Origin of the sequence: Streptomyces sp. NBC_01390, from assembly GCF_045040105.1 — a bacterium.
Classification (GTDB): domain Bacteria; phylum Actinomycetota; class Actinomycetes; order Streptomycetales; family Streptomycetaceae; genus Streptomyces.
Genome location: NZ_CP109551.1, coordinates 6,326,395 through 6,352,091, shown reverse-complemented (window position 1 = coordinate 6,352,091; position 25,697 = coordinate 6,326,395). Strand labels below are relative to the sequence as shown.

The window sequence follows — 25,697 nt, the reverse complement described above, 5'->3', positions numbered from 1 at the left end:
CGGGGATCTCCGCGATCCTCCGCAGGAGACACCCAGGGAACCAAACGCCCCGCCCATCCGTAAGGATGTGCGGGGCGGTGCATTGCATACGACGACGTGTCGACCGCTCTGACGGATCGATGGATTGACGGATTTTGGGGGAGCTCATGGAACAGGCGCCAGGCAGCCCGCAGGGCCCGCAGGACGCCCAGAGCCTGCCCACCTGCTACCGCCACCCGGATCGCGAGACAGGCATCCGCTGCACCCGCTGCGAACGCCCGATCTGCCCCGAGTGCATGGTCAGCGCCTCCGTCGGCTTCCAGTGCCCGGAATGCGTGCGCAAGGGCTCCGGAACCGGCCACGCGCCCGGCGCCTCCCGGCCGCGCACTCTGGCCGGCGGCACCATCGCGGCAGATCCCCGCCTCCTGACCAAGATTCTCATCGGGATCAACCTCGCGGTCTTCCTCGTCGGCCAGATCCGCCCGTCGTTCCTGGACGACCTGGTCCTCGTCGGCAAGTGGCCCCCGGCCCCGTACGCGGCCACGGAGGGCGTCGCCGAGGGGCAGTGGTATCTGCTGTTCACCTCGATGTTCGCGCACCAGGCCATCTGGCACTTCGCCTTCAACATGCTGAGCCTGTGGTGGCTCGGCGGCCCGCTGGAAGCCGTCCTCGGCCGGGTCCGTTACCTGGCGCTCTACATCATCTCGGGTCTCGCGGGCAGTGCCTTCACCTACCTGTTGGCCTCCCCGAGCAGCGGCTCGCTCGGTGCCTCCGGCGCCATCTTCGGCCTCTTCGGCGCGACCGCTGTCCTGATGCGCCGCCTCAACCAGGACATGCGGCCGATCATCGCCCTCCTGGTGATCAACCTGCTCTTCACCTTCGGGCCGCTCAACATCGCCTGGCAGGCCCACATCGGCGGCCTCGTCGGCGGTGTCGTCATCGGCTACGCCATGGTCCACGCCCCGCGCGAGCGCCGATCCCTGGTCCAGTACGGCGCCTGCGCGTTGGTTCTCGTCGCAGTGGTCGCCATGACACTGATCCGCACCTCCCAGCTCATCTAGCGTGCCCCGACAGGAAGCCATGACCGGTCGCGCCTGACACTGAGTGCCTGTTGTCCACAGTGCGTGGCCTTACCTGTGCATAGTGTGCGGGAACAGCTGTGCCCCCTGTCACCGACCGGAGTTTCCCCAGGTCAGACAGGGGGCGAACAAGCTTGCGATTGCCGGTGTGTCAGTCGTACCGGCGTCAACGCTCGATGAGTTATCCACAGATCGTCGTCTTTTCCCCAGGCGGGGTGTGGAAAATCAATCCTGGCTGTGGATAACTCAGTGGAAAGCCCTGGGCAGAGCCCCGTTCACCCGGAGGTGACCGGCCGGCCCACAGGGCCGCCGGGGACCGACCACCGAGGGGACCGCTACTTCCACTGCGTGGAGACACCGAATCCGGCGGCGATGAAGCCGAAGCCCACCACGATGTTCCAGTTGTCCAGTGAGTCGATCGGCAGCGTGCCGTCGGTCACATAGAAGAGGACGATCCAGGCCAGGCCGATGAGGAACATCGCCAGCATGACCGGTGCGACCCAGCCGCGACTGTTCAGTTTGATGGCCGTCGCCTGCTTGGCGGGCGGCGGCGTGTAGTCGGCCTTCTTGCGGATACGTGACTTCGGCACGAGGGTCTCTCCTGTCGATGCGCTGCGTGGCCGCGCAGGTAACTGGGTCGGGCTCCGGGGCAGCGTACAAGGGGACACGTGGTGCTCCCCCGGGCGTCCGTTAGCGTAGTGCTTCCGCGGCGCCGAAGGAGATAAGGGTACGTTGAGCAATTCTGCCGACTTCCCCGGGACGGATCCCAGTCCTGCCCGTAACCGCCGTTTCCGCCCGGTCCGGGTGCTCACCGCGGGGGTCTTCGCGCTCGCGGGGCTGATTTTCTTCACGAGCTTCGACACGGCCAAGGGCACGAACATCCGCACGGACGCCTCCCTGCTGAGGCTCTCGGACCTCATCCAGGAGCGCAGCCACAAGAACGGCCGGCTCGACGAGTCCAACGCGGCCCTGCGTGACGACGTCGAGGCCCTCGCCGAGCGCGACGACGGCAGCACCTCGGCCGAGGACGCCAGACTGGCGGCGCTGGAGAAGGCGGCGGGCACCCAGAAGGTCAAGGGGCAGGCGCTCACGGTCACTCTCAACGACGCCCCGCCGAACGCCACGGCGAAGCTCCCCGGCTATCCCGAGCCCCAGCCCGACTATCTGGTCATCCACCAGCAGGACCTGCAGGCCGTGGTCAACGCCCTGTGGCAGGGCGGGGCCAAGGGGATCAAGGTCATGGACCAGCGCCTGATCTCCACCAGTGCGGTCCGCTGCGTGGGCAACACCCTGATCCTCCAGGGGCGCGTCTACTCACCCCCGTACAAGATCACGGCGGTCGGCGATCCGGAGAGGCTGAGGGGCGCGCTCACGGCGTCCAAGGCGATCCAGAACTACATGGTGTACGTCAACGTCTACGGGCTCGGCTGGCAGGTCGACGAGGACGGGACGGTGACTCTGCCCGGCTACTCAGGCACAGTGGACCTGCACTACGCGAAGCCTGTGGAGTAGCCGGAACAGCTGGTAGCTCACCGCTGGGGGGCCTGTGTCGGGGCGTGTCATCGTCAGGACGGTCAGTGAGCTGTGCGTCACGGTGGGCACGCTGATCGTGCTCTTCGTCGTGTACGTGCTGTTCTGGACGGGTGTGAAGGCCGACGACGTCATGGACGACCAGATCCACCGGTTACAGGAACAGTGGTCGAAAGGCGCGGTGACACAGACGCCGCCGGCCGCGACCCCCAGCCCCGCGAGCACTACGGTCTCGACCGGTCCCAAGCCCGCCGCGCCCTACACCTCGGCCGAGCCCTTCGCGATCATGTACATCCCGCGGCTTGGTTTCACGTGGAACAAGCCCGTGCTCGAAGGCACGAGAACGAGCACCCTGAAGAAGGGCCTCGGCCACTACGCCACCACCGCGCGGCTCGGCCAGGAGGGCAACTTCTCGGTCGCCGGCCACCGGCGGACGTACGGCGATCCGTTCAAGGACTTCCCGAGGCTGCGGCGCGGGGACGCGGTGGTGCTGACGGACGGGACGACGTGGTTCACGTATCGGATCGACAAAGGCCCCTACAAAACCGTGCCCACGGACATTGAGGTGATCGATCCTGTGCCACGTAAGAGCGGGTACACGCGTTCGGGTCGTTATCTCACGCTGACCACGTGCGATCCGGAGTGGGGACACAGTCATCGGCTGATCGTCTGGGCGCATCTGGATTCCACACAGCCTGTGGAGGCCGGGAAACCCGCGGCGTTGCGCCGTTAATCTGGTGGGGTACGGCGTGAGTCCGGTGCCGCGAGTCGGGTGCCGTGGGCGACGGAAGGGACGGCATGTACGGCTGGATCTGGCGGCATCTGCCAGGGAACGCGTGGGTGAGGGCGTTGCTCTCCCTCGTGCTGGCGCTGGCGGTTGTCTACGTGCTCTTCCAGTACGTCTTCCCGTGGGCCGAACCGCTCCTCCCCTTCAACGATGTGACGGTGAACGACCAGTGAGCGCACGGATTCTCGTCGTCGACAACTACGACAGCTTCGTCTTCAACCTGGTCCAGTACCTGTACCAGCTGGGCGCCGAGTGCGAGGTGCTGCGCAACGACGAGGTGTCGACGGCGCACGCGCAGGACGGGTTCGACGGAGTGCTGCTGTCGCCGGGTCCGGGTACGCCCGAGGAGGCCGGCGTCTGCATCGAGATGGTCCGTCACTGCGCGGCCACCGGGGTGCCGGTGTTCGGGGTCTGCCTGGGCATGCAGTCGATGCAGGTGGCGTACGGCGGTGTGGTGGACCGGGCGCCCGAGCTGCTGCACGGCAAGACGTCCCTCGTGGAACACGGGGGCAGGGGCGTCTTCGCCGGTCTGCCGAGCCCGTTCACGGCGACCCGCTACCACTCACTGGCGGCGGAACCGGAGACGGTCCCGGCCGAGCTCGAAGTGACCGCTCGTACGCACGACGGCATCATCATGGGCCTCAGGCACCGCGAGCTTCCGGTCGAGGGTGTGCAGTTCCACCCCGAGTCGGTGCTGACGGAGCACGGTCACCTGATGCTGGCCAACTGGCTGGCGGAGTGCGGTGACCGGGGTGCTGTGGCGAGGTCTGCGGGGCTCGCCCCGGTGGTGGGCAGGGCCACGGCGTGACCGCCCTGCGCCCCGAGCGCGAGTCCGGCTCCGCCTACGGAGAGACCGGCGACCAGGCAACCTCGTACGGGCAGCAGCAGCCGTTCGAGGCGCCGGGCGCGTTCGAGGCGGCGGTTGACGGGTTGGCGGACCCGCTGAGCGACCCGTTGCCGGGGCAGCGGAACGATCCGCCGCCTCCGGGCCGCGGGAAGCGCAGGCGCGGTCATGCACGGCCCTACGACGCCTCGGCGGAGCGCGGGGCGTCGGAGCACCGGGACCCGGGGCCCGAGTCGGAGTACGACTCGCGGGGGTACGCGCAGGACTGGCAGGTGGGTGTGTACGAGGAGCAGGTGCAGGTGCCGTACGCGCCTCCCGCGGCTCCCTCGGCTCCTCCTGTGACGCCTCCCTCGCCGCCTACGGTCGTCCTCCCGCCCATCGACGAGGAGACGGTGGCGCTGCGGCTGGCGGACCTGCCGCCCGATGTGGGGCCCGAGGCGCCGCGAATAGGCGACGGGGACGCGATGTCGGCGGCCTCGGCCGTCGCAAGGGCCACAGGGGCCTCTGAGGGCCCTTCTGCGGCCGGCGGGCGCGCGGCACGCCGGAAGGCCGCCAAGGCCCGTCACGGGCGCCCTGAGGGCCCGCAGGAGGGATCCGAGGCGTCGGACGGTGTGTCCGCCGATGCGTCGGCGGACGGAGCGCCTCTCTCGCGGGTCGCGGCGCGGCAGGCGGCGCGGGCGCAGAAGCCGGGCATGGCGGTGATGGCGAGCCGGGCGATCGGTGAGGTGTTCATCACCACCGGTGTGCTGATGCTGCTGTTCGTGACCTACCAGCTGTGGTGGACGAACGTCCGGGCGCACGCGCAGGCCGGGAGCGAGACGACGAGCCTCCAGGAGGACTGGGCGAGCGGGAAGGGCGCGCCGGGGGCGTTCGAGCCCGGGCAGGGCTTCGCCATCCTCGACATCCCCAAGCTGGACGTGGTGGTGCCGATCGCGGAGGGCACCAGCAAGAGCAAGGTGCTGGACCGGGGCATGGTCGGCCATTACGCGGAGGATGGCCTGACCACGCCGATGCCGTCCGCGGCGACCGGCAACTTCGGGCTCGCGGGCCACCGCAACACGCACGGCGAGCCGTTCCGGTACATCAACCGGCTGAAGAAGGGCGACGCGATCGTCGTGGAGACGCAGGACAAGTACTACGTCTACAAGATGGAGTCGATCCTGCCGGTCACGTCGCCGAGCAACACGAGCGTGCTGAATCCGATTCCCAATGGCTCGGGTTTCACCAAGCCCGGCCGCTACATCACCCTCACGACGTGTACGCCGGAGTTCACGAGCAAGTACCGGATGATCGTGTGGGGCAAGATGGTCGAGGAACGGCCGCGCAGCAAGGGCAAGCCGGATGCGCTCGTGCAGTAAGGGCAGATGAAGAGTGGCAGCGACGACGGACCAGGACGAGCAGACCACCGGCGCCCCGGCTTCCCCGTCGCAGGCCCGCCCGCGGCGCAGGGGCGGCAAAGTGGCCACCGCGGTGAGCCTTTTCGGCGAACTGCTCATCACGGCGGGCCTGGTGCTCGGCCTGTTCGTCGCGTACTCCCTCTGGTGGACGAACGTCGTCGCGGACCGTGAGGCGAACAAGCAGGGCGACCAGGTACGCGACCATTGGGCGGACGGCGACGGCGGTGCTACGGGCCCGGGCGCGCTGGACACCAAGGACGGCATCGGCTTCCTGCACGTCCCGGCGATGCGGAACGGCGAGGTCCTGGTCAGGAAGGGCACGTCGTCGAAGGTCCTGAACGACGGAGTCGCCGGCTACTACGTGGACCCGATCAAGTCGGCGCTCCCCCAGGCGAAGCAGGGCAACTTCACGCTGGCGGCTCACCGGGACGGCCACGGCGCCAAGTTCCACAACATCGACAAGCTGAAGAAGGGCGACCCGATCGTCTTCGAGACGAAGAACGACTGGTACGTCTACAAGGTCTACGCCACCCTCCCGGAGACCTCGAAGTACAACGTCGAGGTCCTGGCACCGGTCCCGAAGGAGTCGGGCAAGAAGAAACCCGGCCGCTTCATCACGCTGACGACCTGTACGCCGGTGTTCACGTCGGAGTACAGGTACATCGTGTGGGGGGAGCTGGTGCGGGTGGAGAAGGTGGACTCGAAGCGGACGGTTCCCGAGGAGTTGCAGTGAACTGACAGCACTCCTTGGAGGAGGGCTGTCGTTTAGCATGACGAAGGCCCGAAGCCGCAACTTTCCTTTGCGGCTTCGGGCCTCTTGCGTCACCCCGTGCCTACTCCAGGACGTTCAGGGGTTCGCCCGCACTCCACTCCTCCAGCACCCCGCGGTGTACGGCGGTGATCCCTGCCTCTGTGGCGATGCTCAGCGCCTCCGGCGTGAACGGGCACGTTGCCACGTAGAGCGCCACTTCCGCGCGGTACAGCACCTTGGCCGAGCCGACGAACTTCTGCATGTCGGGGCTGGTGATGTTGAGGTAGGGCGCGAACCTCTTGCACTGGACGACGAGGCGTCGTCCGTCGGCGGTGAGCGCGATGATGTCGACGCCGCGGTCTCCGTGACCGCCCTGCACGACGACGTTGGTGCAGCCGTCTCGGCGCAGCAGTTTGGCGACGTGGTGCTCGAACGTGCGGCCGTTCATGGCGTCCATGGCTGCCATGACCCCGACGGCCGGCCGGTCGTCCCGGGTGCCTTCGAGTCGTTGCAGCCGGGCGTGGTGCTGGTGGAGCCGCCGTTCGATGCGCTGGACGCCCGTCCGCAGGGCGACGAGCTCCTTACGGTGTTCGCCCGACGTTTCGATCAGGGCGTTGAACATGGGGATGACGGTCTTGCCGAGGATGTGGGTGATGCGCTGGTCGATGCGGTCGTCCAGGGAGACAGCGCCGTTGTCCGCGTGGACGGGACTCTCCATGGGCTGAGTACGCGCCAGGTACTCCATGTCGAGAAGGTAGACACGTACCTGTCGTGCGATGCCGCTGTCCCGGAGCAGCATGGCGACGTTGAGGACGGCTCGGCGTGACCAGAGAGCCAGACGTGAGCGTCGCTGTGGATGACTTCCGGATGACGAACTCAGGTTGAGGTTCTGATATTCGCGCAGGTCAGCGCCGGTGAGGATGTGCAGGCCGTTGGACTGGAGCTCTTGGCGGTGGCGGTTGAGCAGGTTGTTGACGACTGTCTCGGCGACTTCGAATAGGTCGCCACCATCGCCGTCATCACATGCATCCCGTCCGGCAGCAGTGACAGCGTCTTCACCTTGTCGAGAACGTCCGTACGTTCGAGCGCACTGTCGCGGAGTGCCTTCGACTCCAGCAGTGCTGTTTCGTTGATCACGTTCTGTTTCTCCTCAACTCGTCGGATTTTCCTCATTCGTCCAACGAGTTCAGGCATGCGAAGTTGTGGTCGTATGTCGTACATGGGTATGAGTGAGCCCCGGCACCTTCCCAGGTGTCGGGGCTCACTCGTGTGACAAGCGGGGTCAGCCGAAGACGCCGCCGTTGTTGTCGCCGTTTCCGCCGTTGTTGCCGTTTCCGAAGTTGACGGTCTGGAGTGTGATCTGGGTGTTGCCCGGATCGTCGACCTCGGTGTCCCTGCCCGGGTCCTGGCCGGTGACGAAAGCGGTGTCGCTCTGGTCGCTTCCGTTGCTGAACTGGATCTGGGTGAAGCCGGCCGCCTGAAGGGTCTGCTTGGCCTGTCCCACGGTCTGTCCGACGACGTTCGGAACCGGGGTCTTCTGGACCTCGGCCTTCTTGCCGATCTGGATGCTCACCGTGGAGCCCGGGTCGGCCTCCTGGTTGGCCTGCGGTGAGGTCGAGATGACCTTGCCGTCCTGGTTGTCGTCCTGGGTCTCGACCTCTGTGCACTCGCCGACGAGGCCGTTGGCCTCCATCTGCTTCTTGGCGGTGTCACAGTCCTGGCCGGTGACGTCCGGGACCGTCGACTTCTTCACTTCCTTGGCGATGGTGAGGGTGATCTTCGAGCCCTTCTCCACCTCGGTGCCGAACTTCAGGGACTGTTCCAGGACGGACCCCGGGTCCTCGGGAGACTCCTTCTCGACCGTTTTCACGTCGAACTGGTACTCGTCGCCCTCGAGCTTCTTGGTGGCGTCGTCCTCGCTGGAGCCCACCACGCTCGGCACGATCACCTTCGGCGCCCCGGTGGACACCACCAGCGCGATCGTGTCGTTCTTCTTGACGTTGGCGCCGGCCGCCGGGTTCTGGGAGCAGATGTTGCCCTTGGGCTCGTTCTCGCAGGGCTTTTCGGTGAACGTCAGTTGCAGTTCGACGTTCACCGCCGCCTTCTGCGCGTCGGCCTTGGTCTGGCTGACGAAGTTCGGGTTCTTGATGGCGCTGTCGTTCACCGCCTGCCCGTCGAACACGTACTTGCCGATCAGGATCGCGCCGACCAGCACCAGCACGCCGGCGACGGCAAGCAGGATCGTCGAGGTGTTCGACTTCTTCTGCTGGCGCCGTCGGGGGCCGCGGTCGTCGTAGCCGTAGCCGCCGTCGTCCGGGTTCATCGGGGGGAGCATGGTGGTGGCGCCGGCGTCGGAGCGCAGGGCGGTGGTGGCCTGGTCGTCGGGGTAGCCGTAGGCGCCGTAGCCGACCGAGCCCATGGCCGCCGCGGCCGCGACGGGCTGGCCGTCGAGGCAGGCCTCGATGTCGGCGCGCATCTCGTCGGCGGACTGGTACCGGTAGTCCGGGTCCTTGACCAGGGCCTTGAGGACGATGGCGTCCATCTCGGGCGTGATCTCGGGGTCGAACACCGACGGGGGCTGCGGTTCTTCCCGTACGTGCTGGTAGGCCACCGCGACCGGGGAGTCCCCGATGAAGGGCGGGCGGACCGTCAGGAGTTCGTAGAGCAGGCAGCCGGACGAGTACAGGTCGGACCTCGCGTCCACCTGCTCGCCCTTCGCCTGCTCCGGCGACAGGTACTGGGCTGTTCCTATGACCGCGGACGTCTGCGTCATCGTCATGCCGGAGTCGCCCATGGCTCGGGCGATGCCGAAGTCCATGACCTTGACCTGGCCGTTGCGCGTGAGCATCACGTTGGCCGGCTTGATGTCTCGGTGGACGATGCCGCTTCTGTGGGAGTACTCCAGTGCCTGGAGGATCCCGATGGTCATCTCCAGCGTCCGCTCGGGCAGCAGCTTGCGGCCCGAGTGGAGGAGTTCGCGGAGGGTGGAGCCGTCCACGTACTCCATGACGATGTACGGGATGGACGTCCCGTCGATGTAGTCCTCGCCGGTGTCGTACACGGCGACGATCGCGGGATGGTTGAGCGAGGCGGCCGACTGGGCCTCCCGGCGGAACCGGGCCTGGAAGGAAGGGTCGCGCGCGAGATCGGCGCGCAACGTCTTCACTGCCACGGTGCGGCCCAGGCGGGTGTCATGGGCGAGGTATACCTCTGCCATGCCACCACGGCCGAGCACGTGACCCAGCTCGTACCGGCCGCCGAGGCGACGCGGCTCTTCCATAGCTTCCTACCAGCCCTCTCCGTCGGTCCCGACCGCACCTGCTGTGTGGTCCGGCGGTGTGCCGTCCGGGCATACGGTACCCGGGTTCATTTGTGTGACCTGGCCAAGCCCGTCAGCCGATACCGGACCGGTATCGCAACGTGCACCGATGTGAAGGGGACGTGACGGGGTTCACTGCTTGCTCTTGATGACCGCCTCCATCACGCTCTTGGCGATCGGTGCGGCCAGACCGCCGCCCGAGATGTTGTCGCGGACGGCCGCCTCGTCCTGGACCACGACCGCCACGGCGACCGGTGAGCTGCCGTCGGCGAGCCTGGCGTAGGAGATGAACCAGGCGTACGGCTTCTCGCTGTTGTCGACGCCGTGCTGGGCGGTACCGGTCTTGCCGCCGACGGTGACGCCGCTGATCTGGGCGTTCTTGCCGGTGCCGTCCTTGACGACGGTCTCCATCATCGACTGGAGGGTCTGGGCGTTCTTGGAGGTGAGCGGCTGGCTCATCTCCTCGGGCTCGGTCTGTTCGAGCACGTCGATGTTGGGGGCCTGGAGCTTGTCGACCATGTACGGCTTCATCAGCTTGCCGTCGTTGGCGATCGCGGAGGCGACCATGGCCATCTGCAGCGGGGTCGTCGCCGTCTCGAACTGGCCGATGGAGCTGAGCGCGGTCTGCGGCTTGTCCATCTTCTCGGGGAAGTTGGAGGCGGCGGAGCGGACCGGGATGAACTGCTCGGCGTTGAAGCCGAACTTCTTGGCCTCCTCCAGCATCTTGTCCTTGCCGAGGTCGGCGCCGATCTTGCCGAAGACGGTGTTGCAGGAGTACTGGAGCGCGACGCGCATCGTCGCGTTCTTGCAGGGGATGTTCCCCTCGTTCTTCAACGGGGTCGTGGTGGTCGGCAGGTTGTAGGGGAGCGGCGAGTCCGTCTTCTCGTCGGCGTCCGTGTACAGGCCGTTCTCGAGGGCCGCCGCCGCCGTCACGACCTTGAAGGTGGAGCCGGGCGGGTAGATGTCGCGCAGCGCCCGGTTGAGCATGGGCTCGTTGGGATCGTTCTTCTTCTGGAGCTTCGTCCAGGCTTCCGAGTCCTTGTTCGAGTTCCCGGCGAACGTCGAGGGGTCGTACGAGGGGAAGGAGGCCAGGGCCAGGATCGCGCCGGTGGACGGGTCGATCGCGGCCACCGCGCCCTTGCCGCGGCCCTTGAGACCGTCGTACGCGGCCTTCTGGGCGGCGGCGTTGAGGGTGGTGACGACGTTGCCGCCCTGCTTCTTCTTGCCCGTGATCATGTCGAGCGTGTTGCGGAAGAAGAGCCGGTCGTCGTTGCCGGTGAGGATGCCGTCGTCGATGGACTCCAGCTGCGTCGCGCCGAACGCCTGCGAGGCGTAGCCCGTGACGGGGGCCCACATGGGGCCGTCCTTGTAGCTGCGCTTGTACTCGAAGTCGCTGCTGTTGGACGTGGTGGAACCGGTGATCGCATCGCCGTCGACGATGATGTTGCCGCGGGGAGTGGCGTACCGCTCGATGGCGACGCGGCGGTTGAGCGTGTCGTCCTTGAGGTCGTCCGCGCGGACGTACTGGAGCCAGTTGTCGCGGATGAGCAGGGCGAGCACGAGCAGCCCGCAGAAGATCGCGATCCGGCGCAGGGGCTTGTTCACGGTCGGACCACCTGGGTCATCTCGGCGTCGGGGCTGGGGGCCGGGGCAGGCGCCGGACGGCGCGCGGTGTCGCTGATTCTGAGCAGGATGCCGATGAGTGCCCAGTTGGCGATGACGGAGGAGCCACCGGCGGCGAGGAACGGCATCGTCATACCGGTGAGCGGGATCAGGCCCATGACGCCGCCGGCGACGACGAAGACCTGGAGGGCGAAGGCGCCGGAGAGGCCGATGGCCAGCAGCTTGCCGAAGGGGTCGCGGGCGGCGAGGGCGGTGCGGACGCCGCGTTCCACGACCAGGCCGTAGATGAGCAGGATCGCCATGACGCCGGCCAGGCCGAGTTCCTCGCCGAAGGTGGCGAGGATGAAGTCGGAGTTGGCGGCGAAGCCGATGAGGTCGGAGTTGCCCTGGCCGAGGCCGGTGCCGAGGGTGCCGCCGGAGCCGAAGGCCCACAGGGCCTGCATGGACTGCATGGTGTGGCCCCCGACGCCCTTCAGGCTGAGGAGGTACTCGTTCTTAGGGTCGAGCCAGGCCTCGACGCGCTGCTGGACGTGCGACTCGAAGCTGGCGACACCGACCGCGCCGGCCGCCGACATCAGCAGACCGAAGACGATCCAGCTGGTCCGCTCGGTGGCGACGTACAGCATGATGATGAACATTCCGAAGAACAGCAGCGACGTGCCGAGGTCGGTCTCGAAGACCAGGATCAGGATCGAGATGATCCAGACCACGATGATCGGTCCGAGGTCGCGGCCACGGGGCAGGTACAGGCCCATGAAGCGGCGGCTGGCCAGGGCGAGCGCGTCGCGTTTCACCATCAGGTAGCCGGCGAAGAAGATCGCGAGAGCGATCTTCGCGAACTCGCCGGGCTGGACGCTGCCCAGGCCGGGGATCCTGATCCAGATCTTGGCGCCGAAGTTGTCGAAGCCGAGGCCCGGTACCAGCGGCAGGACCAGCAGGACCACCGCTCCGGCCATGGAGATGTAGGTGTAGCGCTGGAGGATGCGGTGGTCCTTCAGGAGGACCAGCACCGCCACGAACAGGGCGACGCCCAGTGCGGAGTTGAGCAGCTGGCGGGGGGCGGCTTCGACGAACGTCTTGCTCTGCTGGAGTCGTTCGGACTGGTCGAGGCGCCAGATGACGACCAGGCCGATGCCGTTGAGCAGGGTGGCCAGGGGCAGCAGCAGTGGGTCGGCGTACGGGGCGAACTTGCGTACGACGAGGTGGCCGACGCCGGCGATCAGGCCGAGGCCGAGGCCGTAGCTGAGCAGGCCGGCGGGGATCTTGTCGTTGATGGCCAGGCCCACGTTGACGTAGGCGAAGACGGGGATGACGACGGCGAACACCAGCAGTGCCAGTTCGGTGTTGCGTCGGCTCGGGGTGCCGATCGCGCCGATCGTGGACGTGTGGTGCTGAGAAGTGTTGGTTGTACTGCTCATCGTATGAAGTGGCCCCTCACGGCTTGCCTACTGCTTACCGCACAGCGAGACCAGCTTCTGCTCATCCTCGGAGAGGCTGGGGCCGGGTGTGGGAGTGGGTGCGGTTGCGGACGGGGACGCCGATCCTGACGGCGTCGGGCTCGGCGTTGCCTTGGACGTGGCGGCGGTACGGGTGGTTCCCGTGGTGCCTCCGGCCTCGCCCTCGCCGGTCTTGGCGTTGTTCGCGTTTTCGGCCGCGCGCCGTTCTTCCTGCTTCTTGCATGCGGAGGCCTGGGTGGCCAGCTCGGAGATCTTCGACTGGGCGTCCTTGAGACCGCCCTCCGTGATGGTGCCCTCGACCTGCTTCTGCTGGTAGGCGGGCAGGTACTTGAGTTCGATCTCGGGATGGTCCTTCTCGACCTTCGAGAGCGAGATCCAGGCCAGGTCCTGGTTGATGCCCCTGTACAGCGCGACGTGCTCGTCGCTGGCGCCGACGTAGTACTGGGTCTGTGTCCAGCGGTAGCCGCCGTACAGGCCGCCGCCGATGACGGCGAGGGCGAGCGTGATGTAGAGGGTTCTCTTGAACCACTTGCGGCCGGCGCTGGGTTTGACGAAGTCGTCGTCGGTGTAGCCGCCGAAGCCGCCGGCCTGGATGTAGCCGGTGGTGTCGCCGGAGCCGGGCGGGCCGAACTCGCCGCCGCCGTGTGCGGGCCGCTGCCGGCCGAGCCCGGAGGCGCGTCCGGCGGGTGTCTGCATGGCGCCGCCGTCGTGCATGTGGTGCTGGTTGTGCTGGTTCTCGGCGACCGCGCCGACCACGACGGGTACGTCGGACAGCTGCCCGGCGAGGGTGTCCCCGGTGTCGAGGTCCAGGACGTCGGCGATGATCACGGTGATGTTGTCGGGGCCGCCGCCGCGCAGCGCCAGCTCGATGAGCTGCTGCACGGTCTCCTGGGGGCCCTGGTAGCTGGCGAGCGTGTCCTCCATGGTCTGGTGGGACACGACCCCGCTCAGGCCGTCGGAGCAGATCAGGTACCGGTCGCCGGCCCGGACCTCACGGATGGAGAGGTCGGGTTCGACATGGTCGCCGCTGCCCAGTGCGCGCATGAGGAGCGAGCGCTGCGGGTGGGTGGTGGCCTCTTCCTCGGTGATGCGTCCCTCGTCGACGAGGCGCTGCACCCAGGTGTGGTCCTGTGTGATCTGGGTGAGGACGCCGTCCCGCAGGAGATAGGCACGCGAGTCGCCCACATGTACGAGGCCGAGGCGCTGGCCCGTCCACAGGAGGGCGGTGAGCGTGGTGCCCATGCCCTCCAGCTGGGGGTCCTCCTCGACCATCATCCTGAGCTGGTCGTTGGCCCGCTGCACGGCGGTGCCGAGCGAGGTGAGAATGTCCGAGCCGGGGACGTCGTCGTCGAGGGCGACGATGGTGGAGATCACCTCGGACGAGGCGACCTCACCGGCGGCCTGGCCGCCCATGCCGTCGGCGATCGCGAGGAGGCGGGGACCGGCGTAGCCGGAGTCCTCGTTGCCCTCGCGGATCATGCCTTTGTGCGATCCGGCGGCGAAGCGCAGTGACAGACTCATGCGCACCTCGCCCGTCGGCTCCGGGTACATCCGCACGGTGCCCACCCTCCGGTCGGGAGCGCGCCGGGGCCCTTCGCATGGACCGCCGCCGCGTGCTCGCTCCGCTCGCGCCTATTCATGATGTAGCACTACTTCCGCAGCTCGATGACGGTCTTGCCGATGCGGATCGGCGCGCCCAGCGGAATCGGCGTGGGAGTCGTCAGCCGGGTCCGGTCGAGATAGGTGCCGTTGGTGGACCCGAGGTCCTCGACGATCCACTGGCCGTCGCGGTCCGGGTAGATCCTGGCATGCCTGCTGGAGGCGTAGTCGTCGTCCAGCACGATGGTCGAGTCGTGGGCCCGGCCGAGCGTGACGGTCTGTCCCTGGAGGGCGACGGTGGTGCCCGTCAGTGTGCCCTCGGAGACGACCAGTTTGCTGGGGGCGCCCCGGCGCTGCCTGCCGCCGCCTGATGGCTGCTGCTGGCGCTGCTGCGGGGGCGCGGCGGTCTGTCGGGCGGCCGCCTGCTGCTGGCGGCCGCTGTCACGCCTCGACCCGCGCTGTGTGACACGCGTACCGAACAGATCGCTGCGGATGACCTGCACGGCCACGATCACGAACAGCCACAGTACGGCCAGGAAACCCAGCCGCATGACCGTGAGGGTCAGCTCTGACATTGCCCCCGCTTCACCCTTCGGCTTGCCGGTAAATGATGGTGGTGCTGCCCACGACGATCCGCGAGCCGTCGCGGAGCGTAGCGCGGGTGGTGTGTGTCCCGTCCACCACGATGCCGTTGGTGGACCCGAGATCCTGGATCGTCGGGGGCGTTCCGGGGCGGATCTCACAGTGCCGGCGCGAGACGCCGGGGTCGTCGATCCGGACGTCGGCCTCGGTGCTGCGGCCCAGTACGAGCGTCGGGCCGGAGATCTGGTGGCGGGCGCCGTTGATCTCGACCCAGCACCGCATCCGGTTCGCGCCCGCGGTCGGGCGGTGTCCCATGGGCGGGCCCGCCGGGACGGCGCCGGGGCGTCCGCCGGGTGGCGGTGCGGCCGGCATCGGGGGTGGTGCGGCGGCGGGCGGATAGCCGTAACCGCCCGCTCCGGGCCGGCCCCTCGGTGGGGCCGCGGGTGCGGCGGCGCCAGGGCCGGGGCCGCCGGGGGACTGCTGGTTGGTGGAGGAGGCGAGCGTACGGCTGCGTACCCGGTACAGACCGGTGTCCAGGTCGTCGGCCTTCTCCAGGTGCACCTTGACGGTGCCCATGAAGGTGTACCGCTGCTGCTTGGCGTAGTCCTGCACCATCCCGGCGAGCTCGTCGCCGAGCTGTCCGGAGTAGGGGCTGAGGCGCTCGTGGTCGGGCGCGCTCAGTTCTACGATGAAGTCGTTGGGTACGACGGTCCGGTCGCGGTTCCAGATGGTCGCGTTGTTGTCGCACTCGCGTTGCAGTGCGCCCGCGATCTCCACGGGCTGGACCTCGGACTTGAACACTTTGGCGAAGGTGCCGTTGACCAGACCTTCGAGACGCTGCTCGAACTTCTTCAGGACTCCCATGGGGCACCTCCTCCTGGTTGCTGCTCTGTCTGAAGCCTTGCGTGCCGTGCCTGTTGTGCCTGCCGTACTTGGTACTGCTTACTGATCGTATCCACGCGCCGGGAAATCGGCTGGTTCCCCCTGTCAGGACGGTCGACGGGTGTCGACGCCTGACGAAGTTCCCGCGGAAGCGCCCCTTCGAACTCCCTGAGCCGTACCCAGATCGTAGAGGCGGCGCCAAACCAGTGTCCCGCACCTGACTGTGCACCTTGCCCGCCTCCTGGGGAGATGGGCTGGACCGGTACGAGGTTGATACGTGAACCGGCACGTGTTGATACGAAGTCGCACCCGGTCCGGCTCGGTCCGGCACGGTCCGGGTGGGGGTGGAGTGCGCCCGGGGGGTGGGGAAAGGGATGTGAACCCACCACTTCCAGCGTGCTAATCTTCTCGATGTCGGAAGGCCCCAGCACCGCAGGGAGCAGGGCCTGAGGACACAGCGAATGCGCGAGTGGCGGAATGGCAGACGCGCTGGATTCAGGTTCCAGTGCCCGCAAGGGCGTGGGGGTTCAACTCCCCCCTCGCGCACAAGTGAACGGCCCTCATCGGGATACTGATGAGGGCCGTTTCTCGTTGTCCTCTTCTCCATGTCCTCGCGCGTCCCGTTCTCGGCGTCGCGAAGATGTGAGGTCTCTCTCACATGAGGTGCGTCCCACAGGGATGCCCGACTTATCCACAGGGTCTGACCTGATGTGGTCTGTGGTTGTACGGTCGTCGCGAGTTGATGTTGGCGGTGGCGAGCGGAGCGGGGGAGGCGGTCGTGATGACCGAGGTCGGTACGGGGTCGGCAGGGGCCACGGTGGCGCGGAGCCGGGTGCGGGAGCTTCCCCAGGTACGCGGGTTCGCCCAGTGGCAGTCGGAGGGCTCTCCCAAGGAGGAGGGGAAGGCGCTGCGGCGGCAGGTTCCGCGCAGCGCGCACGCCTCCCTCGACACCGGCGCGGACGGCGGCCGTCCGGACGCCGAGTCGGCGGTCAGGGAGTCCAATCGTGGTCGGATCCCCGAGCTGACCCCGATAAGGGTGGGCAGGATGGCGGCCACTCCGTTCGCCTTTCTGCGCGGTTCGGCGGGGCTGATGGCGTACGACCTGGCCCGTACCCCGATGACCAGGATCCGTGCGCAGATCTGCGGTGACGCCCATGCGGGCAACTTCGGTCTGTACGGTGACGCGCGCGGCGGCCTGGTCATGGACCTGAACGACTTCGACGAAACCGTCCAGGGTCCCTGGGAGTGGGACCTCAAGCGGCTCGCCGCCTCGCTGGTACTCGCGGGCCGGGAGGCGGGCGCGGACGAGAGCACCTGCCGTCAGGCGGCGCATGGCGCTGTCGGCGCGTACCGCCGGACGATGCGGCTGCTCGCGAAGCTGTCGGTGCTGGACGCGTGGAACGCGATCGCGGACGAGGAGCTGGTCTCCCACACCGATGCCCATGATCTGATCGGCACGCTGGAGCGGGTCTCCGAGAAGGCGCGGGGCAACACCAGCGGGCGCTTCGCGGCCAGGTCGACGGAGGTCACCGACGACGGCGGGCGGCGCTTCGTGGACGCGCCGCCGGTGCTGCGGGGGGTGCCGGACGCGGAGGCCGCGGCGGTGGCGGCGGCGTTGGAGGAGTACGTGAGCACGGTGGCGGAGGACCGTCTTCCGCTGCTGTCCCGCCACTCGGTGCACGATGTGGCCTTCCGTATCGTCGGCACGGGCAGTGTGGGTGCGCGGTCGTATGTCGTCCTGCTCCTGGACCACAAGGGCGAGAGTCTCGTCCTGCAGGTGAAGGAGGCCCGTCCCTCGGCGCTGGTGCCGCATCTGGCGACCGCCGGCTTCGACCCGGTGGAGGCGGCGGGCGCTGTGCACGAGGGGCGCCGGGTGGTGCTCGGGCAGAAGCGCATGCAGGTCGTCAGCGACGTCCTTCTCGGCTGGACGACGGTCGACGGACTGCCTTTCCAGGTACGGCAGTTCCGCAACCGCAAGGGCAGCGTCGACCCGGCCGCCCTGTCCACCGACCAGATCGACGACTACGGCCGGATGACGGGCGCCCTCCTGGCGCGTGCCCACTCCCACAGCGCCGACCCCCGTCTGATCGCCGGGTACTGCGGCAAGAGCGACGAGCTGGACGAGGCGATGGCGACGTTCGCGGCGGCCTACGCGGACCGTACGGAGGCGGACCACGCGGTTCTGGTGGCGGCGGTGCGGGCGGGGAGGATCGACGCGGAGATGGGCGTGTGACGGTGGCGGCCGGGGGGGAAGGGTACGGGGCGGTGACGGCTGCGGGGGCCGTTTCGGGCTCTGTCCGGTGACCCGGGGTGGGCGCCTGAGCCGTGGCCTAGGCTTGGGCGGGTGACGACCCCGGAAGCTGAGCAGTCCTCGTCCGCGCCCGACGCCGAAGGGCCGCGGGAGCGCCCTGACGCGCAGGCGCCGTCCGGCGCGTCCGACACGGCCGGGGGCGCGGCTGAGGGGCCGCGGCCCGAGGAGCGCTTGGAGCGGGCCGTGCGGGTCGCCGAGCAGGCGCTCATCGAGTACGAGATCGCGGTCGAGACCTTCCGTATCGAGGTCGAGAACTTTTCCCGGCTGCACCATCAGAAGCTCGGTCCGATGTATGCCCGCCTCGATGAGCTGGACGCGGAGATCGCCGAGGCGAAGGCCGCGCGCAGCGGTGCTCCGGAGGACGTGCGGGCGGCGCAGGAGGCGCGGGCGCGGGTCATGCCGATGCCGGGTGTCGAGGAGCTGTTCCACGGCTGGATGGACTCGGAGGGGCTGTTCCCGGAGGCGGCGGCGATGCTCACCGAGCAGCCGGTACGGCCTCCGCAGCGGGTCCGCCCGAGCGACGAGGCCCGCAAGCTGTACCGCGAGCTGGTTCGCAAGGCACACCCGGACCTGGCGCAGGACGAGGGGGAGCGGGCTCGGCGCGACGAGTTCATCGCCCGGGTCAACAGTGCCTACGGGCGGGGTGACGAGGTGCTGCTGCGGGAGCTGGCCGAGGAGTGGGCGGCCGGTCCGGTGCCCGCCGAGTGGCGGCCGAGTCACAGCGAGGAGCTGTACGCCCGCCTGGAGTGGCTCTCCCAGCGCAAGGAGCTGCTCACGCTGGTCGCCAGTGAGCTGGAGGAGGGAGCGATCGGCGCGATGCTGAAGCTCGCTCCGGACGACCCGGACCGTCTCCTGGAGGAGATCGCCGAGCAGTTGCTGGCTCAGGTTTCGCAGCGTGAGGCGGAGCTCGCGGCACTGCTCGGACGGTGACCTGGGTATCGTCGGGGCATGCGTTTTGGATCTGGTGTGCCCACGGTGGAGGTCGCGGACCTCAAGGACGGCGACTTCCTGCTGGATGTCCGTGAGGACGAGGAGTGGCAGGCGGGCCACGCCGAGGGGGCGTTGCACCTCCCGATGAGTGAGTTCGTCGCCCGCTACGGCGAGCTGACCGAGGCGGCTCCGCAGGACGGCCGGGTCAATGTGATCTGCCGCTCCGGTGGCCGGTCGGCCCAGGTGACGAACTATCTGGTCCAGCAGGGCATCGACGCGGTGAACGTCGACGGCGGCATGCAGGTGTGGGAGGCGGCGGGCCGCCCGGTCGTCACCGACGAGGGTGCGCCGGGCTTCGTCGCCTGAATCCCGGCACCTGAGTTCTGGCACCTGCATCAGGGCGTCTGGATCTCGGCGCCTGAACCACGGTGTCCGGATCCGGGTGTCTGCACCCGCGGTTCTGACGGCCCGCAGGTGGCTTCAGGCGAGTTGGTGGGCCGCGAGCAGGTCGCCGAGCATCTCCTCGTGGGCGGCGGCAGGGCCGAGCGAGAGTTCCAGGTGTTTGGCCCAGGCGTGGTAGCGGTGCAGCGGATAGTCGGTGTCGGCGCCGAAACCGCCGTGCAGGTGCTGCGCGGTCTGGACGACCCGGCGTACTCCCTCCGAGGCCCAGATCTTGGCGACGGCCACGTCCCCGGAGGCGGGCAGCGCGCCTCCCGCCCCCGTGCTGATGCGCCACGCGGCCTGCCACAGCGTGGCCTCCATCGCGCGCAGGTCGATGTACCGATCGGCGGCCTGGACGGCGACGGCCTGGAACGTCGCCAGCGGATGCCCGAACTGCACCCGCTTGCCGGTGTAGTCGCTGGTCATGCCCAGTACCGCGGTCCCCAGTCCGAGCGCCTGCGCGCAGGTCCCGACGGTCAGCAGGTCGCGCAGCCACGGCCAGGCGCCGTCGGCGTCGAGGACGTACCGGTCGGGCAGCCGCACGGAGTCCAGACGCAGTTCGCCGAGCCGCTCACCGGCGGTGGATATCTGCTCGGCGAGGCCGACGCCGTCGGGGGCTCGGGGGACGAGAGCGAGGACGGTCCGGTCGGCGCTGGTGCGCGCGGGTACGAGGACGAAGTCGGCGTTGTGCGCCCAGGGCACCGCCGTCTGTATCCCGTCGAGCACCCAGCGGTCGCCGTCCCGGCTCGCGGTCACGGCGAGTTCGGCGGGGTCGTGGCCGGTGCGGCCGTGCGCGGCGACGGTGAGCACGAGTTCGCCGGTCCCGGTACGGCGCAGCACCTCGCCCCGCAACTCCCCGCTCCCGTACGCCTGTAGGGCCGCGGCGGCGGCGCAGCTCTCCAGCAGGGGCACCCTGGCCAGCACCTTCGCCGACTCGCGCAGGACGAGGCACAGGGCGATGGCGTCGAGACCGGCCCCGCCGAACTCCTCGGTGAGCAGGAGGCTCAGCAGATCCGCGCCGGCGAGGCTCTGCCACAGTGCCCGGTCGAAGTCGTCCGCGACGGCACCCGCGACGAGTGAGGGACTGGGCACCGCGTCCGCTGCGACCCCGCCGAACACCGCCCGGGCCGCCTCGACCGCCGCCTGCTGCTCCTCACTGAACCTGAAGTCCACGGTGCTGTCCTCTCGGCCCGGGGGCGGGTGACCTGACGGGGCGTCAAGATAGAACAGGTTCTAGAAGAAGGGAACGGGTGGGGCCGGGAGGGTGCGCGACAGCAACCGATCGTTCGGTTTGTCCGAGTCGATCGTCCGGTGGTGGGCCGTAGGGTGTCAACGGCTGTGGACAACTCCCGGACCAGCCGTGTGGGTACTGGTCATCGGTCGCACGGTTGTGCGGAGGGGGCTGTGCTGGGCGGGTGGCCCTGAGTACCGTGCCCGTGCGCACGCCGTGTCGTGGTGCGCGTGGATCGGCGGGTGCGACCGGCGGGTGCGGTGGGACCGGGTATCGGGAGACGGGGCGGAATGGACGCGTACGAGGCAGGCCCGGACGCCGGGCACGGGCGCGACGAGCCCGGCGAAGCCGAGGGGCCCCCGTCCGACGGCCCCCAGCCGCCGCCCCAGCCGCCGCCCGGGTCCGGGCCGCCGGACGAGGGCGCCGCAGCCGCAGCCGCACCTCACCTCGCCTCCCGGGAAGCTCCCCGCCCGGCGCTGGCGGCTCTCTCGCTCCCGTATCAGATCGGCGCCGCCCTGGCCGTCGCGGTCGTCGCCGTTGTCGCGTGTGCCCACCTCGGCATGGTCTTTCTGCATGTCGCGCCCTCGAACACGGTCTCGAAGGAGCACGCCCGGGCGGTCGACGACTGGATCTACCCGGAGTTCGAGCAGAACTGGAAGCTCTTCGCCCCCAATCCGCTGCAGCAGAACATCGCTGTCGAGGTCCGCGCCGATGTCCGTACGGCGGACGGCGGGGCCCGGACGACCGGCTGGTACGACCTCTCCGCGCTGGACGGCAAGGCCATCGACGGCAACCTGCTGCCGAGTCACACCCAGCAGAACGAGCTGCGCCGGGCCTGGGACTTCCTTCTCGCCTCGCACGACGCCCAGAACCGTCCCTCGGGCCTGCGCGGAGCCCTGGCCGAGCGGTATCTGCGCCGCATCGTCGTCCTGCGCCTGGACCGTGAGGACGCGGCCGGGCCCGGTGGCACGATCGACCGGGTCCAGGTCCGCTCCCGCAGTACGAACGTCCGACCGCCCGAGTGGAGTCAGGAGCAGGTGCCCGAGAAGCCCACGTACCGCGTACTGCCCTGGTGGCCCGTCCCCCACGACGAGGCGCCACCCGAGGCGGCGGGCCCGGCCGGCACGACGAAGGCGGACGGCTCATGAACCGCCTCGTCCCCGCGGCCTCGCGTTCGCTCTCCCGTTCGGTGTCCCAGGTGTCGCAGGGCATCGGCCGGGTCACCGAGACCGCGCTGGGCCCCTACCAGACCGCCGTCGTCCGGATCGGCCTCTCGGCGACCTGGCTGCTGTTCCTGCTGCGCGAGTTCCCGCACCGGCAGGAGCTGTACGGCCCCGACGGCCCCTGGAGCTGGGATCTCGCCCAGCAGCTCATCGCGGACAACGGCGCCTTCACGGTCCTGATGTGGTCCGGCAGTCAGATCTGGTTCGAACTCGTCTACGTGCTCGCCGTTCTCGCCGGTCTGCTTCTCCTGCTCGGCTGGCGCACCCGCACGCTGTCCGTGGTCTTCATGGTCGGCGTGCTCTCGCTTCAGAACCGCAGCATCTTCGTCGGCGACGGCGGCGACAACGTCCTGCACCTGATGTCCCTCTACCTGGTGTTCACACGCTGCGGGCAGGTGTGGTCCCTGGACGCCCGGCGCGCCCGCAAGGCACGCGCGCGTGTGCTCTTCGACGCCGCCCCCGACCGTGTGGGCCCGGTCCTCTGGGTCGTCCTCGGGGCGTTCCTCGTCGCCGGTACGGCCGCCGGAAAGCTCGACGGTGACCCGATGGTCCCGGCGATCCTCTGGGGCATGTGGCTGGCGCAGGCCGTCTGGTGGGCCGTGGCGCGCCGTGAGCCGGGCGGCGAGCCACGGATGCTCCTCGACATCGTCGGCAACGTCGTGCACAACGCGGCCCTCTTCGTGATCATGGCCGAGGCCTGTCTGATCTACGCGACGGCCGGCTGGTACAAGATCCAGGGCACGCGCTGGCAGGACGGCACCGCCGTCTACTACCCGCTCCACCTCGACTACTTCTCCCCGTGGCCCGCGCTCTCCGACCTGATGTCGTCGAGCGGCACGATGGTGATGCTGGTGACGTACGGGACGGTGGCCGTGCAGGTCGCCTTCCCCTTCACGCTCTTCAACCGGCGCGTCAAGAACGTCCTGCTGGCCGTGATGATGACCGAGCACGCCGTGATCGCCGTCGTCCTCGGGCTGCCCTTCTTCTCGCTCGCGATGATCGCCGCGGACGCCGTCTTCCTGCCGACCTCCTTCCTGCGCCGTCTCGGCGAAGGGGCGGCACGCGCGCGCGTGCGCCTGCTCGCCCGGCTGCCGGGCGACGGACGCTTCCGGCCGGGCCGGCGCACCCCCGAGGCGGCCGACGAGGAAGCGGCTGACGAGACGGCTCAGCCACCGCACGTAGGCTTCACCGCATGACGGACGAGGCGACGAAGTCGGCGAACGATCAGGTGGGCGACTGGCACCGGCTCGCCGGCGCTTCCGTCCTGCTCGACGGCTTCCACGCCCTCAAGCACGCCGTCCGCTTCGGCGCGCGGATCCCACTGGCCGTGACCACCGACCGGCGGGCGACCCTGGAGCTCGCCGGCCAGCTGGCTCCGGACGTACGGGACACCCTGGACGCCCTCCTGACCGAGGTCCCGGAGACGACGTACACCTCGCTCGTGCCGCGCCCGCACCCCACCGGGGTGGCCGCCCTCGCCGTCCGGCCCTCCCGCACGGGCAATCTGGAGGCGCTCGCCCGCTCGCCCCGGACCACGCCCGTCGTCGTCCTCGACAACCCGCGCAACCTCGGCAACGCCGGGGCGGTGATCCGGCTCGCCGCCGGGTTCGGCGCGACCGGGGTCGTCACCACCGGGACGCTCGACCCCTGGCACCCCACCGTCGTACGCGCCGGGGCGGGGCTGCACTTCGCGACCGCCGTGGAGCGGCTCGCGGTGGCCGAGCTGCCGGCCGGGCCGGTGTTCGCGCTCGACCCGGAGGGCGACGACATCCGGGGGCTGAAGCTCCCGGACGACGCCGTCCTCGCCTTCGGCTCCGAGCGCAGCGGGCTGTCGCCCGAACTACGCGCGCGCGCCGACCACCTGGTGTCGCTTCCGATGCGTCCCCAGGTCTCCAGCTACAACCTGGCGACCAGCGTGGCCATGACGCTGTACCACTGGAGCGTCACCGGTAACGGGGCCTTCTAGGCCTGGCGGCGGACCTCCACCACCCGGAAGCGGTTCGCCACGAACGCGCCGTCGCACAGGGCCGCGTTCGCCGCCGGGTTGCCGCCCGAGCCGTGGAAGTCGGAGAAGGCGGCCGTCTGGTTGACGTACACCCCGCCGGTCAGGTTCAGCGACAGCTGGGCGCACTCCTCCAGGCAGGCCTCCTGGACGGCCTGTTCGAACTCCGGGTCGGTCGTGTACGCGCCGACCGTCATCGCGCCCTTGTCGTGGATCGTCCGCCGCAGCAGCTCCACGGCGTCCGCCGCCGAGTCGACCGCGACGGCGAAGGAGACCGGGCCGAAGCACTCGCTCATGTAGGCGGCCTCGGAGTCGGCCCCCTCCCAGTATTTCCGCGCGCCGTCCAGCTTCACGATGACCGGCGTACGGACCACCGCCTCCGGGAACTCGGGGTTCACGATCTCCCGTGAGGCCAGGGCCACTTCGCCGAGCCCGGCCGCGGCCTCCAGCCGTGCCTTCACATCGGGGTTGACGATCGCGCCCAGCAGCCCGTTCGCGCGCGCGTCGTCGCCCAGCAGCCCGCTCACCGCGGCGGCGAGACCGGTGACCACCTCGTCGTACGACTTGTGGCCCTCCTCCGTACGGATGCCGTCGCGGGGGACGAGGAGGTTCTGGGGGGTGGTGCACATCTGGCCGCTGTACAGGGAGAGGGCGAAGGCGAGGTTCGACAGCATGCCCTTGTAGTTGTCGGTCGACTCCACGATCACCGTGTTGACGCCGGCCTTCTCCGTGTAGACCTGCGCCTGGCGGGCATTGGCCTCCAGCCAGTCGCCGAACGAGGTCGAGCCCGTGTAGTCGATGATCCGGATCTCGGGGCGGGTGGCGAGCGTCTTCGCGATGCCCTCTCCGGGGCGCTCAGCCGCCAGTGCCACCAGGTTCGGGTCGAAGCCGGCCTCCGCCAGGACCTCGCGCGCGACGGCGACCGTCAGCGCGAGCGGCAGCACCGCGCGCGGGTGGGGCTTCACGAGGACCGCGTTGCCCGTGGCCAGGGATGCGAACAGGCCCGGGTAGCCGTTCCACGTGGGGAAGGTGTTGCAGCCGATGACGAGGGCGATGCCGCGCGGGACCGGCGTGAACTCCTTGGTGAGAGCCAGCGGGTCGCGCTTGCCCTGGGGCTTGGACCACTCCGCGGTGCCGGGGGTGCGGACCTGCTCCGCGTACGCGTAGGCCACCGCTTCCAGGCCGCGGTCCTGGGCGTGCGGGCCGCCCGCCTGGAACGCCATCATGAAGGCCTGGCCGCTGGTGTGCATGACCGCGTGCGCGAACTCGTGCGTCCGGCCGCCGATCCGCCTGAGGATCTCCAGACAGACCATCGCGCGGACCTCTGCGCCGGCGTCGCGCCAGGCGCCCTGGCCGGCCTTCATGGCGGGCAGCAGCACGTCGACGTCCGCGTGCGGGTAGGTGACGCCGAGGCCGATGCCGTACGGGGACACCTCGCCGCCCACCCAGTCGTCCGTGCCGGGCTGGCCGAGGTCGAGGCGGGTGTTCAGGACGGCGTCGAAGGCGGCCTTGCCGGCCGCCATGTCCAGACTGCCGTCCTCCCCGTACGCCTTGGGGTGTTCGGGGTGCGGGGACCAGTACGCGCGCGTGCGGATCGCTTCCAGCGCCTGGTCGAGAGTGGGCCGGTGCTGGGCGATCAGCTGGTGCGCGGTGAGTTCGGCGGCCATCAGGGGACCAACTCCTCGTCTCAAGAGCACTTCGTTGAGCTCATGACCTGGGCGGAAAAGGCA

The 25,697-nt window shown here is 69.1% G+C and carries 24 protein-coding genes and 1 tRNA gene; 14 read left to right on the top strand and 11 right to left on the bottom strand.

Translation table 11 applies throughout. The annotated features are described in order from the left end of the window. Positions 1–146 precede the first annotated feature (146 nt). Positions 147–1,040, top strand: a complete 894-nt coding sequence (locus tag OG241_RS28565; protein ID WP_405819166.1) for a rhomboid family intramembrane serine protease — start codon at positions 147–149, stop codon at positions 1,038–1,040. 353 nt (positions 1,041–1,393) lie between these two features. Here the strand turns inward: OG241_RS28565 and crgA are convergent, their stop codons facing one another. Next, a complete protein-coding gene (crgA, locus tag OG241_RS28560) occupies positions 1,394–1,648 on the bottom strand; it encodes a cell division protein CrgA (RefSeq protein ID WP_006383246.1) in 255 nt (84 codons plus the stop codon). Positions 1,649–1,790: 142 nt separating this feature from the next. Between crgA and OG241_RS28555 the strand changes: the two genes are divergently transcribed. Genes OG241_RS28555 through OG241_RS28530 form a run of 6 tightly spaced genes read left to right on the top strand, consistent with a single transcriptional unit; the run spans position 1,791 to position 6,349 of the window. After that, the gene (locus OG241_RS28555) at positions 1,791–2,570 is read left to right on the top strand and encodes a DUF881 domain-containing protein (RefSeq protein ID WP_405819164.1); all 780 of its coding nucleotides are present in this window, start codon (positions 1,791–1,793) and stop codon (positions 2,568–2,570) included. A 34-nt stretch (positions 2,571–2,604) separates the two neighbouring features. After that, a complete protein-coding gene (locus OG241_RS28550) occupies positions 2,605–3,321 on the top strand; it encodes a class E sortase (protein WP_405819162.1) in 717 nt (238 codons plus the stop codon). A 44-nt stretch (positions 3,322–3,365) separates the two neighbouring features. Further along, positions 3,366–3,548: a hypothetical protein gene (locus tag OG241_RS28545; protein ID WP_164315836.1), complete on the top strand. Its 183-nt coding sequence runs from the start codon at positions 3,366–3,368 to the stop codon at positions 3,546–3,548. Then, complete coding sequence (locus OG241_RS28540; protein WP_405819160.1) at positions 3,545–4,183, top strand: aminodeoxychorismate/anthranilate synthase component II; 639 nt, start codon at positions 3,545–3,547, stop codon at positions 4,181–4,183. The genes OG241_RS28545 and OG241_RS28540 overlap by 4 nt, the downstream gene beginning before the upstream one ends. After that, entirely contained in the window at positions 4,180–5,577 is a 1,398-nt protein-coding gene (locus OG241_RS28535; protein WP_405819159.1) for a class E sortase, read from the top strand. The genes OG241_RS28540 and OG241_RS28535 overlap by 4 nt, the downstream gene beginning before the upstream one ends. A gap of 13 nt (positions 5,578–5,590) precedes the next feature. Further along, positions 5,591–6,349, top strand: coding sequence for a class E sortase (locus tag OG241_RS28530; RefSeq protein WP_405819157.1), 759 nt, complete (start codon positions 5,591–5,593; stop codon positions 6,347–6,349). A gap of 100 nt (positions 6,350–6,449) precedes the next feature. Here the strand turns inward: OG241_RS28530 and OG241_RS28525 are convergent, their stop codons facing one another. From OG241_RS28525 to OG241_RS28490, 8 genes are all read right to left on the bottom strand, one after another. Beyond that, positions 6,450–7,112, bottom strand: coding sequence for a restriction endonuclease (locus OG241_RS28525; protein ID WP_405819155.1), 663 nt, complete (start codon positions 7,110–7,112; stop codon positions 6,450–6,452). A gap of 131 nt (positions 7,113–7,243) precedes the next feature. After that, entirely contained in the window at positions 7,244–7,504 is a 261-nt protein-coding gene (locus tag OG241_RS28520) for a hypothetical protein (protein ID WP_405819153.1), read from the bottom strand. A gap of 145 nt (positions 7,505–7,649) precedes the next feature. Continuing rightward, positions 7,650–9,647, bottom strand: a complete 1,998-nt coding sequence (pknB, locus tag OG241_RS28515; protein ID WP_405819151.1) for a Stk1 family PASTA domain-containing Ser/Thr kinase — start codon at positions 9,645–9,647, stop codon at positions 7,650–7,652. A gap of 171 nt (positions 9,648–9,818) precedes the next feature. After that, entirely contained in the window at positions 9,819–11,291 is a 1,473-nt protein-coding gene (locus OG241_RS28510; protein WP_405819150.1) for a peptidoglycan D,D-transpeptidase FtsI family protein, read from the bottom strand. Then, the gene (locus OG241_RS28505) at positions 11,288–12,727 is read right to left on the bottom strand and encodes an FtsW/RodA/SpoVE family cell cycle protein (protein ID WP_405819149.1); all 1,440 of its coding nucleotides are present in this window, start codon (positions 12,725–12,727) and stop codon (positions 11,288–11,290) included. Before OG241_RS28505 ends, OG241_RS28510 begins: the two co-directional genes overlap by 4 nt. A gap of 27 nt (positions 12,728–12,754) precedes the next feature. Beyond that, positions 12,755–14,317 (bottom strand): Stp1/IreP family PP2C-type Ser/Thr phosphatase, encoded by a 1,563-nt coding sequence (locus tag OG241_RS28500; protein ID WP_405826465.1) that lies wholly within the window; start codon positions 14,315–14,317, stop codon positions 12,755–12,757. 98 nt (positions 14,318–14,415) lie between these two features. Beyond that, positions 14,416–14,940 (bottom strand): FHA domain-containing protein, encoded by a 525-nt coding sequence (locus OG241_RS28495; protein ID WP_405819148.1) that lies wholly within the window; start codon positions 14,938–14,940, stop codon positions 14,416–14,418. A gap of 10 nt (positions 14,941–14,950) precedes the next feature. Next, the gene (locus OG241_RS28490; protein ID WP_405819146.1) at positions 14,951–15,811 is read right to left on the bottom strand and encodes an FhaA domain-containing protein; all 861 of its coding nucleotides are present in this window, start codon (positions 15,809–15,811) and stop codon (positions 14,951–14,953) included. 481 nt (positions 15,812–16,292) lie between these two features. Here OG241_RS28490 and OG241_RS28485 point away from each other — a divergent pair. The 4 genes from OG241_RS28485 to OG241_RS28470 all read left to right on the top strand — a co-directional run bounded on the left by OG241_RS28485 (position 16,293) and on the right by OG241_RS28470 (position 19,436). After that, positions 16,293–16,375 (top strand) — tRNA-Leu (locus OG241_RS28485). A 235-nt stretch (positions 16,376–16,610) separates the two neighbouring features. Next, positions 16,611–18,062 (top strand): DUF2252 domain-containing protein, encoded by a 1,452-nt coding sequence (locus OG241_RS28480; protein WP_405819145.1) that lies wholly within the window; start codon positions 16,611–16,613, stop codon positions 18,060–18,062. Between the two features lie 111 nt (positions 18,063–18,173). After that, the gene (locus tag OG241_RS28475; RefSeq protein ID WP_405819143.1) at positions 18,174–19,070 is read left to right on the top strand and encodes a hypothetical protein; all 897 of its coding nucleotides are present in this window, start codon (positions 18,174–18,176) and stop codon (positions 19,068–19,070) included. A 36-nt stretch (positions 19,071–19,106) separates the two neighbouring features. Beyond that, positions 19,107–19,436 (top strand): rhodanese-like domain-containing protein, encoded by a 330-nt coding sequence (locus OG241_RS28470; RefSeq protein WP_405826463.1) that lies wholly within the window; start codon positions 19,107–19,109, stop codon positions 19,434–19,436. Positions 19,437–19,550: 114 nt separating this feature from the next. On the opposite strand, the gene OG241_RS28465 is transcribed toward OG241_RS28470, so the two are convergent. Further along, positions 19,551–20,684 carry an acyl-CoA dehydrogenase family protein gene (locus OG241_RS28465; RefSeq protein WP_405819141.1) on the bottom strand — a complete coding sequence of 378 codons (1,134 nt, stop codon included), beginning with the start codon at positions 20,682–20,684 and terminating at the stop codon, positions 19,551–19,553. Between the two features lie 348 nt (positions 20,685–21,032). Here OG241_RS28465 and OG241_RS28460 point away from each other — a divergent pair, with 348 nt between their 5' ends. The 3 genes from OG241_RS28460 to OG241_RS28450 are packed head-to-tail and all read left to right on the top strand — an operon-like array spanning position 21,033 to position 23,931. After that, on the top strand, positions 21,033–21,890 hold the full coding sequence (locus tag OG241_RS28460; RefSeq protein WP_405819140.1) for a DUF5819 family protein: 858 nt from the start codon (positions 21,033–21,035) through the stop codon (positions 21,888–21,890). Beyond that, the gene (locus OG241_RS28455; protein ID WP_405819138.1) at positions 21,887–23,161 is read left to right on the top strand and encodes an HTTM domain-containing protein; all 1,275 of its coding nucleotides are present in this window, start codon (positions 21,887–21,889) and stop codon (positions 23,159–23,161) included. Before OG241_RS28460 ends, OG241_RS28455 begins: the two co-directional genes overlap by 4 nt. Further along, positions 23,158–23,931, top strand: coding sequence for a TrmH family RNA methyltransferase (locus tag OG241_RS28450; protein ID WP_405819136.1), 774 nt, complete (start codon positions 23,158–23,160; stop codon positions 23,929–23,931). Before OG241_RS28455 ends, OG241_RS28450 begins: the two co-directional genes overlap by 4 nt. Here OG241_RS28450 and paaN read toward each other — a convergent pair. Beyond that, positions 23,928–25,634 (bottom strand): phenylacetic acid degradation protein PaaN, encoded by a 1,707-nt coding sequence (paaN, locus tag OG241_RS28445; protein WP_405819134.1) that lies wholly within the window; start codon positions 25,632–25,634, stop codon positions 23,928–23,930. The genes OG241_RS28450 and paaN overlap by 4 nt on opposite strands. Positions 25,635–25,697 lie beyond the last annotated feature (63 nt).